General features: G+C 75.5%; 15 protein-coding genes. 6 read left to right on the top strand and 9 right to left on the bottom strand.

Going from position 1 to position 16,357, the window contains the following annotated elements; all coding sequences use genetic code 11:
- Positions 1-45: 45 nt before the first annotated feature.
- Positions 46-2,949, bottom strand: a complete 2,904-nt coding sequence (locus tag IPL61_16235; GenBank protein MBK9032792.1) for a TIGR03960 family B12-binding radical SAM protein — start codon at positions 2,947-2,949, stop codon at positions 46-48.
- Between the two features lie 284 nt (positions 2,950-3,233).
- Here IPL61_16235 and IPL61_16230 point away from each other — a divergent pair, with 284 nt between their 5' ends.
- Entirely contained in the window at positions 3,234-3,716 is a 483-nt protein-coding gene (locus tag IPL61_16230) for a glutathione peroxidase (GenBank protein MBK9032791.1), read from the top strand.
- Between the two features lie 12 nt (positions 3,717-3,728).
- Here IPL61_16230 and IPL61_16225 read toward each other — a convergent pair whose 3' ends face one another.
- Complete coding sequence (locus IPL61_16225) at positions 3,729-6,590, bottom strand: CHAT domain-containing protein (GenBank protein MBK9032790.1); 2,862 nt, start codon at positions 6,588-6,590, stop codon at positions 3,729-3,731.
- Positions 6,583-7,113: an RNA polymerase sigma factor gene (locus IPL61_16220; GenBank protein MBK9032789.1), complete on the bottom strand. Its 531-nt coding sequence runs from the start codon at positions 7,111-7,113 to the stop codon at positions 6,583-6,585. Before IPL61_16220 ends, IPL61_16225 begins: the two co-directional genes overlap by 8 nt.
- A gap of 163 nt (positions 7,114-7,276) precedes the next feature.
- On the opposite strand from IPL61_16220, the gene IPL61_16215 reads away from it, so the two are divergent.
- Entirely contained in the window at positions 7,277-7,741 is a 465-nt protein-coding gene (locus IPL61_16215; protein ID MBK9032788.1) for a hypothetical protein, read from the top strand.
- A 43-nt stretch (positions 7,742-7,784) separates the two neighbouring features.
- On the opposite strand, the gene IPL61_16210 is transcribed toward IPL61_16215, so the two are convergent.
- The 5 genes from IPL61_16210 to queD form a co-directional block, all read right to left on the bottom strand.
- Entirely contained in the window at positions 7,785-8,468 is a 684-nt protein-coding gene (locus IPL61_16210; protein MBK9032787.1) for an RNA polymerase sigma factor, read from the bottom strand.
- A gap of 230 nt (positions 8,469-8,698) precedes the next feature.
- The gene (locus IPL61_16205) at positions 8,699-9,499 is read right to left on the bottom strand and encodes a thioesterase family protein (protein MBK9032786.1); all 801 of its coding nucleotides are present in this window, start codon (positions 9,497-9,499) and stop codon (positions 8,699-8,701) included.
- A 23-nt stretch (positions 9,500-9,522) separates the two neighbouring features.
- On the bottom strand, positions 9,523-10,398 hold the full coding sequence (locus IPL61_16200; protein MBK9032785.1) for an endonuclease/exonuclease/phosphatase family protein: 876 nt from the start codon (positions 10,396-10,398) through the stop codon (positions 9,523-9,525).
- A complete protein-coding gene (locus IPL61_16195; GenBank protein ID MBK9032784.1) occupies positions 10,395-10,916 on the bottom strand; it encodes a hypothetical protein in 522 nt (173 codons plus the stop codon). The genes IPL61_16200 and IPL61_16195 overlap by 4 nt, the downstream gene beginning before the upstream one ends.
- On the bottom strand, positions 10,913-11,272 hold the full coding sequence (queD, locus tag IPL61_16190) for a 6-carboxytetrahydropterin synthase QueD (protein MBK9032783.1): 360 nt from the start codon (positions 11,270-11,272) through the stop codon (positions 10,913-10,915). Before queD ends, IPL61_16195 begins: the two co-directional genes overlap by 4 nt.
- A gap of 66 nt (positions 11,273-11,338) precedes the next feature.
- Between queD and IPL61_16185 the strand changes: the two genes are divergently transcribed.
- The 4 genes from IPL61_16185 to IPL61_16170 all read left to right on the top strand — a co-directional run bounded on the left by IPL61_16185 (position 11,339) and on the right by IPL61_16170 (position 14,930).
- Positions 11,339-12,550 (top strand): MFS transporter, encoded by a 1,212-nt coding sequence (locus IPL61_16185; GenBank protein MBK9032782.1) that lies wholly within the window; start codon positions 11,339-11,341, stop codon positions 12,548-12,550.
- 572 nt (positions 12,551-13,122) lie between these two features.
- Positions 13,123-13,899, top strand: a complete 777-nt coding sequence (locus IPL61_16180; GenBank protein ID MBK9032781.1) for an aminotransferase class I and II — start codon at positions 13,123-13,125, stop codon at positions 13,897-13,899.
- Positions 13,889-14,296: a DUF3037 domain-containing protein gene (locus IPL61_16175; GenBank protein MBK9032780.1), complete on the top strand. Its 408-nt coding sequence runs from the start codon at positions 13,889-13,891 to the stop codon at positions 14,294-14,296. The genes IPL61_16180 and IPL61_16175 overlap by 11 nt, the downstream gene beginning before the upstream one ends.
- A gap of 79 nt (positions 14,297-14,375) precedes the next feature.
- Positions 14,376-14,930 carry a hypothetical protein gene (locus IPL61_16170; protein MBK9032779.1) on the top strand — a complete coding sequence of 185 codons (555 nt, stop codon included), beginning with the start codon at positions 14,376-14,378 and terminating at the stop codon, positions 14,928-14,930.
- Here the strand turns inward: IPL61_16170 and IPL61_16165 are convergent.
- The gene (locus IPL61_16165; GenBank protein ID MBK9032778.1) at positions 14,881-16,314 is read right to left on the bottom strand and encodes a nuclear transport factor 2 family protein; all 1,434 of its coding nucleotides are present in this window, start codon (positions 16,312-16,314) and stop codon (positions 14,881-14,883) included. The genes IPL61_16170 and IPL61_16165 overlap by 50 nt on opposite strands.
- Positions 16,315-16,357: the final 43 nt, after the last annotated feature.

The following is a 16,357-nucleotide window of genomic DNA, read 5'->3' as shown; positions in this document are numbered from 1 at the left end:
GATCGACCCTGGCCGCGATCCAGCGGCGATCCGCCCTGGCCGCGATCAGGCCAGCGCCGGCGCGTCGTGGCGCGCCGACGCGTCGCCCAGCACGATCACCGGCGCGTCGGGGCTGGCGGCGATCGTCACGTCGGCGTCGTCGAGCCCGACCAGCGCCAGCCGCGCCACCTGGGCGTGGCGGGCGCGCGGATCGTCGGGGCCGTAGATGCCCAGCGCCCGCGCGACCTCGATCGGCTTGGCCGAGCCGGCGGCCGACACCTTGACCCGCACGGTCAGGAGCGGGCCCTCGTCCCAGCCCAGCGCCGCGGTCAGCCGCAGCGCCGCCGGCGCCGCCACCACCGCGACCCGCTCGACCAGCGCGCGCACGTCGACGGCCTTGTCGCCGCGCGCCACGATCGCCTCGGCGCGATCGAGGAAGGTCGCCGCGATCCGCCCCAGGCGGGCCTCGTCGAAGCGGACCCCGTCGGGCGCCGGCGCCAGCACCAGGTCGGTGCCGGTGACCAGCTTGCCCAGGCCCGGCTGCACCGGCGGCAGCACCGCGCCGCGCACGATCGCCAGCCCCTCGGGGCAGACCGCGCCTAGCCGGGCCACGACCTCGTCGGCCGTGAGCGCGGCCGCGTCGCCGTGGACCAGATCGACGTCGAGGACCTCGGCGAAGCTGGGCACGCCGAGCGCGAGCGCCGGGCCGTAGACGATCCGCGGCTTGGGCGAGAAGCCGCGGCTCATCGCCAGCGCCAGCTGCGCCCGCCGGAACGACCGCGCCAGCAGCCGGGCCACGTCGAGGTGGCCCAGGAACGCGGTGCGCCCGAGCTTGGTGTAGCGCAGGCGGTAGCTCGTGTACGGCGCGTCGGCGCCGTGGTGGCCGTTCTTGCGCACGCGGTCGGCGCGCTCGTGCTCGCGGCGCGCGCCGCCGCCGCCGCCGCCCTGCTCCGCCGGCGAGCCGCCGCCGCGCTCGCTCACGTCGAGCGCGGCCTCGCCGTCGATCACCGGCGCCGCCGCGGCCCGGCCCCGAGGCGCGGTCGAGCCGAGCGCGCGCAGCGCCACCAGGCGATCGCCGCGCATCGTCGACAGGTCGCAGGCGACGCCGCAGTCGTAGCAGACCAGCCGGCGCTGATCGGGCTCGGCGTCGGCGAGGTTGGTGTGGTGCACGAGCATGCCCGCGACCTTGCCGCACGGTGGCGACGCCCGACCCTTGAGCGCCTTGCGGTACTCGGCCAGGAGGAACCCGTCCTCGAGCCCGACGTCGATGTGGTCCCACGGCAGCCGCGCCGTCACCGGCCGGGTGCCCAGGTACGCGGCCTCGTCGACGCCGTGGGCGTCGAGCGCCGCCTGCCAGCGCGCGTCGTCGAACAGCTCCTCCCAGCCGTCGAAGCGCGCCCCGGCCCGCCACGCGTGCTCGACCACCGCGGCCATCCGCCGATCGCCGCGGGCCAGCAGGCCCTCGATCCACGACACGCCGCCGTGGTGGTACTTGAGCCGGAGCTGGCGATCGCGCACGTTCATGCGCAGGAGGCCCTGCTTGCGCCGGATCTCGGCGTGGGTGTCCTGCGCGCACCACTGCAGCGGCGTGTGCGGCTTGGGCACGTGCGACGACACGCTGACCGTGACCTCGGCCCGGCCGCCGGCGATGGGCTTGCCGATCTGCAGCATGCGCTGGCCGGTCTCGACGATGCCGCGGACGTCGTCGTCGGTCTCGGTCGGCAGGCCGATCATGAAGTACAGCTTGACCCGGTGCCAGCCGCGCTCGAAGACCTTGCGCGTCGACTCCTCGATGTGCGCCTCGGTGATGTTCTTGTTCACCACGTCGCGCATGCGCTGGGTGCCGGCCTCGGGCGCGAACGTCAGGCCGGTGATCCGGGTCTGGGCCAGCTCGTCGAGGATCTCGTCGGGCAGGCCGTAGGCGCGCAGGCTCGCGACCGACATCGACACGCCGCGATCGCGCAGCGCGCCGGCCAGCTTCGACACCAAGGGCGAGATGCTCGAGAAGTCGGCGGTCGACAGGCAGGTCAGGCCGGTCTCCTCGTAGCCGGCGTTCTCGACGCCGCCGATCACGCTGGCGATGATCGAGCCGGGGCTGCGCTCGCGCACCGGCCGATAGATCATGCCGGCCTGGCAGAACCGACAGCCCTCGGTGCAGCCGCGGGCGATCTCGACCGACGCGCGCTCGAACACCGCCTCGGCGTACGGCACCGGCACGTCGGTCGGGAACGGGTAGGCGTCGAGGTCGCGCACCATCGCGCGCCGCACCCGGGCCGGCGCCCGCGGATCGCGCGGGGCGCCGACGACGACCATGCCGGTGGCCTCGTCGACGACGGTGTCGTACAGCGCCGGCACGTACAGCGGGAACGTCGCCGCGAGCTCGGCCAGGGCGTCCGTCCGCGTGCGGGTCCCGGCGCGGATCTCGCGGCGCAGCCCCGCCCACGCCACCACCAGCGCCGGCAGCTCCTCCTCGGCCTCGCCGATGAACGCCGCGTCGATGAACGGCACCAGCGGCTCGGGGTGGGTCGCGACCGGCCCGCCGACCAGCACCAGCGGCGCGTCGGCGGCGCGAGCGGCGGCGTGGAGGCGCAGCCCGCCCAGGTCGAGCAAGGTCAGCGCGTTCGTGAACGTCAGCTCGTACTGCAGCGACAGCCCGACCACGTCGAAGTCGGCCAGCGGCCGCTGCGACTCGAGCGCGCACAGCGGCAGGCCGCGGACCCGCAGCTCGGTCTCCATGTCGACCCAGGGCGTGAACGCGCGCTCGCACGCGATCCGTGGATCCTTGTTGAGCAGGCTGTAGAGGATCTTGGTGCCCAGGTGCGACATGCCGATGTCGTAGACGTCGGGGAACGCCAGGCACACGGTGGCCTCGACCGTCGCCCAGTCCTTGGTGACCGACTGGTACTCGCCGCCGAGGTAGCGGGCCGGCTTGAGCACCTGATCGATGAAGTCCGCGTAGACGTGGCGCATGGCGAACGCCCGGTGTACCGGATCGCGGCCACCGGCGCCACGGTCAAGCGCCGGGTCGGCGCCCGAGGATTGTGCGCTAGGCTCGGGCGATGCGCAGCCTGTCCCTCGTCGCCGTCGCGCTAGCCACCGCCGTCGCCGGCACCGCGTGCAAGAACGACAAGCCCCACAACACCGCCGCCCCCAAGCCGGTGGTCGAGGGCGCCACGGCCAAGGCCGAGCGCGCCGTGCTGCCGCCGCCGGGCGTGGCCCCGCCCACGGTCGCCGCCGGTGCTACGGTGGCCGCCATGTGGGACCTCCCGATCAAGACGCTCCGCGGCCAGGCGATGACGCTGGCCGACTACAAGGGCAAGGCCATCCTGGTCGTCAACGTCGCGTCCAAGTGTGGGCTGACGCCGCAGTACGCCACGCTCGAGGCGCTGCAGGACAAGTACGCCACGCAGGGCTTCACCGTGCTCGGCTTCCCGTGCAACCAGTTCGGCGGCCAGGAGCCGGGCTCGGCCGAACAGATCGAGGAGTTCTGCTCGACGACCTACGGGGTCACGTTCCCGATGACCGAGAAGATCGAGGTCAACGGCGCCGAGCGCCACCCGATCTACCAGCAGCTCACGCCGATCGCCGACGCCGAGGGCCACACCGGCGACATCCGCTGGAACTTCGAGAAGTTCCTGATCTCCGCCGACGGCGCGTCGATCACGCGGTTCGCGCCCCAGACCAAGCCCGACGACCCGACGGTGATCGCCGCGATCGAGGCCGCGCTGCCGAGGTGACGGCCGCGCGCCCTACTCGAACACGATGACGCCCGCCGCCCAGGCCTGACCGCGGGCCACCGCCGCGGCCCGGACCGCGGCCACCGCGGCCGCTGGGAGCTCGCCGCCCGTGATGCGCGCGCGGACCTCGTCGAAGAACGGCCCAGCCTCGGCGTCGGGGATCTCGACCGCGGGGGCGATCACCGCCCGTGCGCCCGCCGCCAGGAACGCGTCGGGCAGGCTCCAGCGGGCGTGGGCGAACGGCGCCACCGCGGCGGCGCGGCACGCCGCCAGCACGACCACCGGCGCCGCGGCGAAGTGGGCCTTGCGGACGTCGCCGGCGGTGAGCGCCCACTGCCCGTCGGTCGCCGGCGACAGCGCCAGGAACGACGCGTCGGCCACCGCGAGATCGACCTCGCCGTGGACGTGCAGTTCGGCGTAGCTGGCGTCGGCGAGCGCGGCCAGGACCTGCGCGGGCGTGGCGGCGACGCCGGTCACGGCGCGGGCACCAGCGGGGATCGGCGGCGGCGCCAGCGCCGGGAACCCGAGCGAGGTCGGCGGCCGGGCGTCGCCGACCGTCACCAGCCGCCCCGCGGAGGTCGACGCGGCCCGCGGCGCGCCGTCGCCGAACGACCAGGCCGTCGTCGTCGGCAGCAGATCGGTGCGCCCATGGAGCGGCGGACGCGCGAGCACCGCGATGGCGGCGCAGCTCGCCAGCGTCGCGCGCAGCGCCGGCGGCACCAGCCGGGCGCCGTCGATCTCGGCCGCCACCGCGGCCTCCACCCGGGCCCCGACCAGCGCGCCGCTGCCGTCGATCGCCACCGCGACCGCGTGGGTGCGATCGACCGACGCCACCAGGGTGCACCGCGGCGGCACCGGCCGGCCGCGCTCGGCGGCGACGTCGGCCACCACCGACGGCCACGCGGCCCGGGCCGCGCCGTCGTCGATCAGCGCGGCGTAGCCCCACGCGCGCACCGCGGCCAGCTCCTCGTCGGCGGCGTCGAGCCTGGGCAGCGCCGCGCGCAGCCGCGCGCCAGCCGCGGGATCGCGCGCCAGCGCCAGCACCGCGCCCGCGACCTCACCGGCGTCGCCACGTGCGGCCGCGACCCAGGCCGCGGCCCGCGTCCACGCCGCGTCGTCGCCGCCGCCCCGGGCCAGATCGACCAGCGCCACCAGCTCGAGCCCGCTGGGCGCGGCGTCGCACGCGGTCGGCGGGCCGGGATCGATCGATCGCTCGACCGGGCCGTGATCGACGGCGACCAGCGCCAGGCCGGTGCGCGCGAAGCGCCGGGTCGTGCAGTCGCGCTCGGGCGCGCGCGCCAGGATCTCGTCGAACGCCGCCGCCGCGAGATCGAGCCGGCCGCGGCTGCGCTGGATGTCGGCCAGGTACGAGAGCACGAAGCTCTCCATCGCCACCGCGCCGACCGCCGCGAACCCGCGCGCCGCGCGCTCCGCCGAGGCCGCGCCGTCGGCGAAGCGGCTCTGGCGCACGTAGAGGGTCGCGAGGTCGTACGCCAGGTACGCGCAGCGGTGGCCCCAGGCCCGCGCGTCGCACGTCGCCAGCGCCTCGCGCAGGCGCACCTCGGCCGGCCCGGTCGCGCCGCGGGCGATGTCCTGCTCGGCCCGCACGCCGACGGCGAGCAGCGTGAACCAGGGATCGTCGACCGCGGCGGCGTAGCGCTCGACCTCCTCGGGGTGGACCGCGTCCTGGTTCGTCAGCACGAGCGCGCCGACCCGCAGATCGACCGCGGCCGCGCCCGCGCGCGCGAGCTGCTCGAGGAACGGACCGGCGTCGGCCACGGCGAGGCGCCGCAGGAACAGATCGCGATACCGGCGCGCCAGGGGCGCGCGCACGCGCAGGTCCGCGGCCAGCGCGCGGTCGAGCATCGCCCGGGCGCCGGCGGTGCCGGCGGCGCCGTCGAGGGCCTCGGCCAGCGGCGCCAGCGCCCGCAGCTCGTCGGCGGTGGTCGCGGAGCGCACCGCCTCCAGGAAGTAGGCGCGCGCGTAGCCCGGGACCGTGCGCACGAAGTCGACCGCCAGCGGCGGCCCGGTGCGATCGATCATCGCCTCGGCCGCGCGCGTGACCGCGTCGAACGCGTCGAGCCGCGCCTGGACCGGCGCGCGCAGCGCCGCCGCGGTCGCGCGGGCCTCGTCGGCCCAGCCGACCTCACCGCCAGCGCTGATCCGCTCGAACTCCGACGCCGCCGCCAGATCGAAGCCGAGGTCGCGCAGGGCCAGGCCGCGGTTCCAGCGGGCCACCGCCAGGGCCGGCGCGGCGGCCAGCGCGCGGTTGGCCGACGTCAGCGCGGCCTCGGGCCGCCCCGCCAGCACCTCGACCGCCGCCCGGTCGGCGTCGCGGCCCGGCGACGCCGGCTGCGCCGCCAGCGCCTCGCCCGCCCGGCCGAGCTCGCCGGCCGACGCCTGCGCCGCGACCAACGCCGCGCGATCGCCGCGTCGCTCGAGCCCGGCCAGCTGGTCGAGCGCGAACGCCTCGTGCTGGGCCGCCCCGCGGTTGACCGCGTACGGCCGGTGTGGCGCGAACGCTGGCGCGCTGAACCGCACCTCGACGCCGCGCTGTGGCGCCAGCGCCAGGGTCGGCGGCGCCGCCGGGCGCGGCGAGGGCCGCAGCACCACGATCAGCACCGCGGCCGCGACCACCGCCGCCGCCGCGCCGCCGAGCCACCACCGCCGGCGGTCGCCGCGCGCCGTCGGGGCCGTCGCCGCGGCCGCGGCGCCCCGGCCGAGCGCCACGTCGAGGCCGATCAGATCGCCGAGCTCGGCCTGGCACCGCGCGCACGTCGCCAGGTGATCGAGCGCGCGCGCCTCGTCGCCGCCGGCCTCGCCGTCGAAGTACCGCGCGGTCAGCGCGCAGGGATCGTCGTCGGGTTCACGCATCGCCGCCGCCTCCGAGCAGCGCCTTGATCCGACGCCGGGCCCGCAGCACGCGGGTCCCGACCGTGGCCACCGGGACGTCGAGGGCCGCGGCGATCTCGCGGTACGACTGCCCCTCGAACGCGAACCGCTCGAAGGCGCCGCGCAGCTCGACCGGGAGCTGCGGCAGCACCGCGCGGATGTCGTCGGCGGTGACCGTCTCCCACCACGCGATCTGATCGGGATCGCCGGCGGCCTGGGTCCCGTCGAGCCCGACTTGCGCCGGCTGCGCCGCGCGCGCCCGCACCCGATCGATGAACAGGTTGCGCATGACCCGGGCCAGCCAGGCCGCGTGGTTGACGCCGTCCGGGAGGCGATCGTAGTGGGCGACGGTCTTCAGCAAGACGTCCTGCACGAGGTCCTCGGGATCGAAGTTCGAGCGGCACAGCTTGCGGGCGAGCCCTCGGAGGAAGGCCTGGTGGTCGCGCGTGAGCTCGGCCAGCCGTCGTCGTTTCGCAAGCTCATCGATCGGTTCGACGGGGGACACGATGCTTCTTCCCGGGCTGCTGGTCCCTGCGCGGCGTCGGGCCGCGGCGCGCCGCGGTCGGGCCGCGCCAGAATTTGCCGGGCGCCGGGAACAATACCCAATGCGTCCGTCGAGGGTGTTAGGTTTCGAGACTCTTTCTCACCCCTCACCTGTGAGTGAAGCGATGCGTCCAGCCCTGTTCATCCCGCTGATCGGACTCGCCTTGTCGAGCTGCGTCGACCCGGCCACCGAGACCGGCACTGCCACCCAGGAGGTGAAGACCTACTGCCTGACCGCGACCAACGCGATCGGGCCGGTCCCGACCTACCAGCAGTGGAACTACGCGCTCCCGCCCGACACTTCCTCCAACCAGGTGTTCGTGGTGGTGCCGTTCGCCAACGGCCAGAGCTTCGGCCTGTACCAGGTCACGCCCGACAAGAATCGGGTCGACTACGCGTCCACGCTGACCTCCTCGCAGGTCCCGTACGCGATGTACCTCGCGTCGATCCGCCCCGGCACGGCGATCCGGATCCGCGGCCCGGTCCAGCCGCCGTGGCCGCCGACCGATCAAGGCATCGCCGCGAGCCAGCTCAACGCGATGGCCCACAACGCCATCGCGACGGCGACGCTGCCAGCCGCGCCGTACTGACCGGGCCGTGGTCGACAAGACCTCGCGGGTCGGCGCCGCGGGGTCAGGCCCAGCGCGCATCGCCGCTGCGCAGGAGCGCGTTGATCCGGCGGCGCGCCCGCAGCACCCGCGTCCCAACGGTGGCCACCGGCACGTCGAGCGCGGCGGCGATCTCGCGGTACGACTGCCGCTGGAACGCGAACCGCTCGAACGCCGCGCGCAGCTCCGCCGGGAGCTGCGGCAACACCGCGCGGACGTCGTCGGCCGTCACGGTCTCCCACCACGCGACGTGCTCGATGCCCACCGCCACCTGGGACCCGTCGAACCGAACCTGCGCTGGCCGCGCCGCGCGGGCCCGCACCCGATCGATGAACAGGTTGCGCATGACCCGGGCCAGCCAGGCCGCGGGGTTGGCGCCGTCGCGCAGACGGTCGTGGTCGTAGTGGGCGACGGCCTTGAGCAGCACGTCCTGCACGAGGTCCTCCGGATCGAAGTTCGAGCGGCACAGCTTGCGGGCGAGCCCGCCGAGGAACGCCTGGTGGTCGCGCGTGAGCTGCGCCAGCCGTCGGCGCCGCGCGAGCTCGTCGATCGGCGCTGCTCGGGCGACCGCCGCTCCGTCGCGGACCGACGCGGCGCGCGGGCACTCGGCCGGTGAGATCTTGCGCCGCGCGGGGCGGCGCCGCGCCGGACCTCGGCTGACCACGGAGGGTCCCAGTGCCGCGCCGCTGAGCTCGGGAGATGCCGTCATGCGGCAGACCTGTGCAGCGGTCGTGCCGGGCGGGTTCGGCGCCCCTGGGGCGGCACCGGCCACCCTCGCGTCGACGTTGCGCACGATGGGCACAACTCGCACCCAGCGATGAGCCCAGGCGGCGCAACGCCGCGGGCGCCGGTCGGCGCGTCGACGGCCCCAGGCCCGGGCGATCTGCCCGGGAAGATCGGCCGCCCCGCGTGGGGTGACCCGGTGACGCCGCGCCCGCCCTACCCGGCCGCGAAGGTCTGCTGGTTGAGCGCGACCAGGCGGTCGCCCTGCCACAGGTGGCGCAGCTCGACCGAGTAGCCGTCGACGCCGCCGGCCAGGTGCGCGACGTACGCGAACGGCGCGGCCGGATCGAGCGAGGCGGGATCGACCAGGAGCTCGGCGGTGAACGCGACGGTCGCCATCGGCCGCGGCGTCGCCTCGACCACCAGCGCGCACGGCCACCACGCGTCGAGCAGGCCGATCACGTCGGCGGCGTCGAGCGGTCGCGGCGCCGCGATCACGCCGCGCTCGCGCAGCCAGCCCGCGGCGGTCGGCTCGGCCGCGGCCGCGAACGGCGGCGGCCCCAGCGTCCGGAACTCGTAGCAGGCCGTGAAGCGCGGCGACGGCGCCTGGCCGAGCGGCGCGACCGCGACCGTGTCGAACGCGGCCAGCGTCGGCGGCGTGGGCGTCAGCCGCAGCGTCGTCGGCGGCCGGGCCGCGCCGAACAGCCCGCTGGCCCGGGCGATCACCGCGTCGCCCTGCCGAGCCCGGGCCTCGAGGTAGGTGATGCCGCGACCGCGCCGCAGGGCCGTCACCGCGATCGTGGTCGCGCCGGTCAGCATCGGCGCGCACAGCTCGGCGGTCAGCGACCGCAGCGCCCGCGCGGGCTCCGGCTCGCACGCGGCCATGGCCCGGGCCAGCGCGCCGATCACGAGGCCGCCGAACGCGCCCTTGCCCTGCTGCCAGCCGTCGGGCACGTCCCACGCGAAGCGGTCCTCGCCCAGCGGCGTGATCGTCGAGGCGGCGCGGAAGTCAGCCATCGCGCGACCGTAGCGCAGGCGGCTCAGCCCGGCGAGATCTGGACGTCGGCGCACACGCCGTAGTGATCGCTCGCGCACGCGGCGTCGGCGCCGACGCCGTCGCGCTCGGTCAGCACGACCCGGCAGTCGTGGACCGTGCCGCGGCCGTCCTTCTTGCGCGTGGTCACGAACACGTAGTCGATGCGGCGATCGAGATCGAGCGAGCGCAGCGGTCGGGTGTGCTCGTTGTCCGACGACCAGGTCACGCCCTCGGTCGGCCCGGCGCCGCGCCCGGGCTCGTCGTGGCGACGCAGCCACGCGTCCTGGAAGTGCGTGCGCCGGCCGGCCAGGGTGTGGAGCCCGCGCAGGAACCGGACCTCGTCGCTGTCGGGGGTCGCGTTCAGATCGCCGCACAGCAGCTGCGGCGCGTCGGCGTTGCCGCGGCCGCACGCGCGGATCGCGTCGTCGATCGCCAGCACCTGCGCTGCGCGGGCGGCGCCGTCGTCGAGCCGGTAGTGCAGGTGCGTGGTGTGGACCCAGATCGACCCGGCCGGCGTGGCCAGCTGCGCCGACAGCAGGATCCGCGCCTCGGTCGGGCGCGCGTACGGCAGCCGCAGCGCCCGCCGCGCCAGCATCGGCCAGCGGCTCACGATCGCCAGGCCCTCCTCGCCGCCGCGGGTGCCGGGCCCGAACGCGCCGTCGGCCCACCGCACCGCTGGCAGGTACAGCACGTGATCGCCACGGGCCGCGGCCAGCGCGTGCGCGGTGGTGGCGTCGCCGTGGGGCTTCACCTCCTGCAGCGCGATCACGTCGGCGTCGAGCGCGGCCAGCTGGCGCGCGGCCAGCGCGAGCCGCCGATCCAGCGGCGGCTCGGTGCCCCACAGGTTCAGCGTCACCAGCCGCAGCGTGGTCGCCGTCATTGCACCGGCACCTCGCCGACGTACGCGCCGCCGGTCCAGCCGCCGCTGCCGTAGCCGCCGTAGCGCACGCCGCCCTGCCCGGCCGCGGTCACCTCGGTGATGATCGTGACCACCATCGGCGCCATCGTGTCACCGCTGGCGATCGGGTGCGGCGGCAGGTGCGCCTCCCAGCCGACGCCGCCGTCGATCGGGATGAACTCCGCGTCGACCGCGCCGACGCAGCCCGGGTCCCAGGTGCACGACACCTCACCGCGCCAGGCGAACCCGCCCGCGACGCCGGGCGTGACCACGCCGTCGAGGTGCATCTGGCCCTCGGCCTTGACCAGCCGCAGCCGACCGTGGTCGCTCTTGAGCTCGCACGCGTACAGCGGGTAGCGGAAGCCCGCCTGCTCGATCTGACAGGCGTAGCGCCCGACCCAGCGGCCGACGTCGTCACCGCCGCGGTTGCGCGGGCCGCCGGCGGTCGCCGCGGGGCCACCGCAGGCCGCGCCGACGAGCGCCAGCGCGGCGACCCTCACCCGCGCACCACGCACCGCGACGCCGGGGGCTCGGACACCGACAGCTCTGCCAGGATCGGCAGCGCCGGCTTGATCCGCGTCCACAGCCACGCGGCCAGCCGCTCGCTGGTCGGGTTGGCCAGGCCGTCGAGCTCGTTGAGCAGCCGGTGATCGAGGCCGGCGATGATCGGCCCGACGACCACGTCGATGTCGCCGAAGTCGATGACCCAGCCCATGACCGGATCGACGTCGCCCTCGACCGTGATCACGACGGTGTAGCTGTGCCCGTGCATCCGCTTGCACTTGTGGCCGTCGGCCACCTGGGGCAGGAAGTGGGCGGCCTCGAAGTGATAGTCGAGCGCGAGTCGGGTGCGCATGGCGCCGGGACGCTACCCGGATCCGCCCGAGCGCACAACCGCCCGGCCCGTGCTACGCGATGCGCGATGGCGACCCGGTTCGCGGCCTGGCGCGCGCTCGATCCTCGGATCGGGCGGCTGGCGGCCGCGCGCGCGGTCAACACGCTGGGGCTGTCGCTGGTGATGTCGTTCCTCGGCATCTACATCATCGACGAGCGCGGCTACGCCGCCACGCTCTACGGCGCGATCGCCCTGGTCGCCAACCTCGGCCAGTCGGCGAGCAACGCCTGGGCCGGGCAGCTGTCCGATCGGATCGGCCGCCGGCCGCTGATCGTCGGCTCGCTGCTCGCCCGGGCGCTGGTGATCGCGATCCTCGGCGCGCAGATCCTCGTCGACGCGTCGCTGCCGTGGATCGCCGTGACCTTCGTCGTCAGCTCGACCCTGCGCGGCAGCTTCGAGCCGGTCGCGTACGCGCTGTGCACCGACCTGGCGCCGCCGCACCAGCGGACCGACGCGTTCGGGCTGCAGCGCATGGGCACCAACCTGGGCTGGGCGCTGGGCCCGGCGCTGGGTGGCCTCTTGTCGTGGGTCGTGCCCTACGGCGCGGTGTTCTTCCTGGCCGCGGCCGGCATGATCGCGGCGGCGTGGATGTGTCGCGGCATCGCGGTGGCCGCGCCGACGACCGGCGTGCCGGCCCGGGCCCGGCTGTGGGCGTCGCTGGCCGCGGCCGCCGCCCACCGGCCGATGCGCCTGCTGCTGATCGCGACGGTCGTGTTCGCGCTGGCCCAGACCCAGATGTTCACGCTGTTCACCGTCTACCTGGCCGACGAGCTCGACCTGTCGAAGTTCGACATCGGGCTGGTCTACATGATCAACGGCGCGCTGGTGCTGCTGCTGCAGTGGCACGCGCTCGGGATGATCCATCGGCTCGGCGTGCGCCGGGTGCTGCCGCTGTCGGCGCTCGGCTTCGCGGCCGGCTACCTCCTGGTCGGGCTCGCCACCGGGCTGGCCACGGCCATGGCGGCGATCGCGCTGATCACCGCCGCCGAGGTGTTGTTCACCCCGGCCCACCAGACCGCGGCCGCCGAGAGCAGCGACCCGGCGCGCATGGGCACGTCGTTCGGCCTGGTGTCGTGGGCCCAGACCATCGGCATCGCGTTCGCCCCGCTCTGCGGCGGCGCGCTCTACGATCACATCGGCCACCATCACCTCGCCCTGTGGGCCTGCGTCAGCGGCGCGTTCCTGGTCCTGTCCGGCCTGCTGGTCGCGTACGGCCGCGCCGCCCCCCGGGCGACGTAGCCGGCGGCGGTTGCGATGGCCGGAGTCGGAGTCGGGGTCGGGGTCGGAGTCGGGGTCGGGGTCGGGGTCGGAGTCGGAGTCGGGGTCGGGGTCGGAGTCGGGGTCGGGGTCGGAGTCGGAGTCGGGGTCGGAGTCGGGGTCGGAGTCGGGGTCGGAGTCGGAGTCGGGGTCGGAGTCGGAGTCGGGATCGGGATCCGGGATCCGGAGCCGGAGCCGGATCGGGATCCGGATCCGGATCCGGATCCGGGTCGGGATCCGGATCGGGATCGGGATCCGGAGCCGGATCGGGATCGGGGTCGGGATCCGGAGCCGGATCGGGATCGGGATCGGGATCGGGATCCGGATCCGGAGGATCCGGATCGGGATCGGGATCCGGAGCCGGATCCGGATCGGGATCGGGATCCGGAGCCGGATCGGGATCGGGATCGGATCCGGATCCGGAACGGGATCGGGATCGGGGTCGGGATCGGGATCGGGATCGGAGCCGGCGTCGGCGCCCGATCCGGAGCCCTTGTCGGCGCTGCCGCCACACGCCGGGACCGCCGCGACAGGCATTCGAGTACGCTGCCGCGGTGCCCCCTCCGCCGCTGCCGCACATCACCGCCACTCGCTTCGTCCAGGCGCTGCGCGAGGGCGGCTCGCTGCCCGGGCTGATCGAGGCCGACGACGGCCGCCTGTGGGTGGTGAAGTTCCGCGGCGCCGGCCAGGGCGTCGGCGCGCTGGTGGCCGAGGTCATCGCCGGCCGGCTCGCCGCGGCGCTGGCGCTGCCGATGCCCGACCTCGCCGTGCTGACGATCCCGCCGAAGTTCGGCGTCACCGACGGCGATCCCGAGGTCAACGATCTGCTGACCGCGAGCGTGGGCACCAACCTGGCGATGGCGTTCCTGCCGGCCGCGGTCGGCTACGATCCGGCGGCGAAGCGCACCGTCGACGCGGCGCTGGCGGCGCGGGTCGTCGCGTTCGACGTGCTCATCTCCAACATCGATCGCACCTACCGCAACCCCAACCTCCTGTGGTCGGGCGATCGGCTGTGGCTCATCGATCACGGCGCCGCGCTCTACTGGCAGCACAGCTGGGACGGCTCCACCACCAACGCCACCGCGCGGCTGCCGCGGCTGACCGAGCACGTGCTCGCGCCGCTGGCCGACGACGTGATCGCGGCCGCGACCGCGATCGCGGCCGCGCTCGACGACGCGGTCCTGGCCGACGCGCTGGCCGCCGTGCCCGACGCGTGGCTCGGCGACGACGGCGACCTGGCCGCGGCACGCCGCGCCGCCTTCGTCGCGCGCCTGGCGGCCCGCCGGCCGGCCCTGCCCGCGCTGGTCGCCGAGGTCGCGCGTGCCCAGTGACGACCGGGCCTCGAGCCCGTTCGACTACGCCGTGATCCGGGTGGTCCCGCGGATCGAGCGCGACGAGTTCACCAACGTCGGCGTGATCGTGTTCGCGCGCACCCGCGGCTTCCTCGGCTGCCTCGTCGACGCCGACGCCGCGGTGGCCGCCCGGGTCCACGCGCTCGCGCCCGCCGCCGACCTCGCCGCCCCGCTGGCGCAACTCAGGGCCATCGCGGCGGTCTGCCGCGGTGACCCCGACGCCGGCCCCGTCGCCGCTTTGCCGGCCCCCGAGCGCTTCCAGTGGCTGGTCGCGCCCCGCAGCACCGGGGTGCAGTGCAGCGTGATCCACGCCGGCACCTGCACCGACCCTGCCGCGACCCTGGCCCGGCTGTTCACGACGCTGGTCGCGCGGTAGCCGCGGCGCGTGGCCCGCATCGCCGCTGGACGTCGCGAGGATCCTCCCGCGCCGGCTGCAATTGTGTACATTTCACACCATGCTCATCGACGCCGACGGGGCTGCCCTGATCGCCGCGCTGCGCGCCGAGCCCGCCGCTGCGCTGCTCGTCGTCACGGGCGCCGGCGTCAGCCTGGCCAGCGGCATCCCCACGTTCCGTGGCAGCGATCCCGACGCGGTGTGGGCGCGGGACGTCACCGAGCTTGGCACCAACGCCTACTTCCAGCGCGACCCCGTCGGATCGTCGCGCTGGTACCTGGCGCGGTTCGGCGGCCTCGCCGGTGCGGCACCCAACGCGGCGCACGTCGCGCTGGCGCAGCTCGAGCGCTCGCGCGAGGCGCGCGGCGGACGCTACCTGCTGGTGACCCAGAACGTCGACGGGCTCCACGCCGCGGCCGGCAGCCGCGCGCTGGTCGAGGTCCACGGCCGGGCCGATCGGGTGCGGTGCTCGCGCCTGACCTGCGCGCTGGGCGCGCCGCGCGGTTCGATCGCGCGCGCCGACGTGCCGATCTCAGCGGGCCTCGCGCCGATCGCTGCGCCGGCCTTCAGTCGCCGTCGTAGCCGTCGCAGCCGAGGCCGGCCGGCCACGCGATGAACAGGTTCGGGGTCCACAGATCGAAGCGGCCGGCCAGGTAGACCCCGCCGGCGAGGACCGCGTCGAGCGCGCCGTCGCCGTCGAGGTCGACGACCGTCAGCCCGCCATCGGTGCCCTCGATGCGCGCGACCTCGCCCAGGGTCCAGCGGCCGGCGTCCTTGGTCGCGGTCGCCAGCACCCGCTCGTGCAGCTCGGGCGCGGCGCACCCGTCGGCGCGCTCGACGTTGACCAGCGCGAAGCCGCGGGCGCCGTCGTCGATCGCGTCGGCCACCGTCGCGTCAGCGCCCGCGTCGGCCAGGTCGCGCGCGAACGCCTTGACCGCCGGCAGCCCCAGGCCGTTGGCATCGGCGATCGCCACCAGCTCGGGCGCGTCGACGCCGCGCACGAACGGGCCGGTGCACGGCGCGGTCAGCTCCGCGTTGATCAGGTAGGGCCCGGCGCGCCAGGCCGCCACGGCCGCCGCGGGCTCGTCGTCGGCGACGTCGTCGAGGTAGGTCACGACCTCGGCCCCGGTCACGGCGATCGTGCCGCGGCACCGGGCCGCGAGATCGGCCCCCAGCACCACCACGGTCGCGCCGTCGAGCGCGCGCAGCGGATCGCCCTGGGCCAGGTCACCGGTCACGTCGACCGCGCCGACGCCGCCGGCCGCGGCGTCGCGCACCGCCTCGATCACCTCCAGCTCGATCGGCGCGAGCGCCCGGCGGGTGCCGGCCAGGGTGATCGACGTGCCGTCGACCGGCGCCAGGCGCATCGCGGCGAGCGACGCCGCGCGATCGTAGCCGAACCAGGTGTCGCCGTCGGTCGCCACCGCGGCCGGCGGCGTCGGCGCGACGATGCGCGAGCCCAGCAGCTCCTCGTACTGGATCCGGGTCTGATCGCCGGCGCCGGTCAGCACCAGGTTCTTGGTGCCGACGTCGCGGAACCGCCCCTGGCTCCAGGTCTGGGTGAAGAACACCTGCCGATCGGGGCCGGCGACGTAGACCACGAGGTGGGTCGCGGTCACCGCCATCGGCTTGCGGAACATGGCCTTGCGATCGGCCATCCAGCCGGCGCGATCGAACCGACGGGTGGCCTGGCCGGTGCGGCGCACGCCGTGGAAGCGCGGGTCGTAGAGCGCCTCGTAGGCCGCGAAGTCGCCGCCGTTCTGGGTCGCCAGCCAGCGATCGACGAACGCCTGGGCCGCGGCGAGCTCGTCGGCGGTCGCCGACCGGGGCGCGAACCCGGCCGCGGCGTCGATCCCGGCGTCGGCGATCGCCGCGTCGCTGGTGGCGCCCGCGTCACCGCCGCGCGCGACCTTGGCCGGAGCGTCGGGCTTCTTGCCGCACGCCCCGGTCGCGAGCCCCATCGCGGTCATCCCGATCGTCACCACGCGCATCGCTCCCATGGCGTCGATCATGCCTCGCCTCGGGCGCCGAAATCCACGCCGC

The organism is Myxococcales bacterium (genome assembly GCA_016717005.1).
Taxonomy (GTDB): domain Bacteria; phylum Myxococcota_A; class Polyangia; order Haliangiales; family Haliangiaceae; genus UBA2376.
This window is presented reverse-complemented; position numbering and strand designations above follow the sequence as displayed.

What these genes read in the sequence shown, in the direction of transcription:
- IPL61_16235 (MBK9032792.1), bottom strand. Translation starts at nt 2,949, where the DNA reads ATGCGCCACGTCTACGCGGACTTCATCGATCAGGTGCTCAAGCCGGCC.
- IPL61_16230 (MBK9032791.1), top strand. Translation starts at nt 3,234, where the DNA reads ATGTGGGACCTCCCGATCAAGACGCTCCGCGGCCAGGCGATGACGCTG.
- IPL61_16225 (MBK9032790.1), bottom strand. Translation starts at nt 6,590, where the DNA reads ATGCGTGAACCCGACGACGATCCCTGCGCGCTGACCGCGCGGTACTTC.
- IPL61_16215 (MBK9032788.1), top strand. Translation starts at nt 7,277, where the DNA reads ATGCGTCCAGCCCTGTTCATCCCGCTGATCGGACTCGCCTTGTCGAGC.
- IPL61_16210 (MBK9032787.1), bottom strand. Translation starts at nt 8,468, where the DNA reads ATGACGGCATCTCCCGAGCTCAGCGGCGCGGCACTGGGACCCTCCGTG.
- IPL61_16205 (MBK9032786.1), bottom strand. Translation starts at nt 9,499, where the DNA reads ATGGCTGACTTCCGCGCCGCCTCGACGATCACGCCGCTGGGCGAGGAC.
- IPL61_16200 (MBK9032785.1), bottom strand. Translation starts at nt 10,398, where the DNA reads ATGACGGCGACCACGCTGCGGCTGGTGACGCTGAACCTGTGGGGCACC.
- queD (MBK9032783.1), bottom strand. Translation starts at nt 11,272, where the DNA reads ATGCGCACCCGACTCGCGCTCGACTATCACTTCGAGGCCGCCCACTTC.
- IPL61_16185 (MBK9032782.1), top strand. Translation starts at nt 11,339, where the DNA reads ATGGCGACCCGGTTCGCGGCCTGGCGCGCGCTCGATCCTCGGATCGGG.
- IPL61_16170 (MBK9032779.1), top strand. Translation starts at nt 14,376, where the DNA reads ATGCTCATCGACGCCGACGGGGCTGCCCTGATCGCCGCGCTGCGCGCC.
- IPL61_16165 (MBK9032778.1), bottom strand. Translation starts at nt 16,314, where the DNA reads ATGGGAGCGATGCGCGTGGTGACGATCGGGATGACCGCGATGGGGCTC.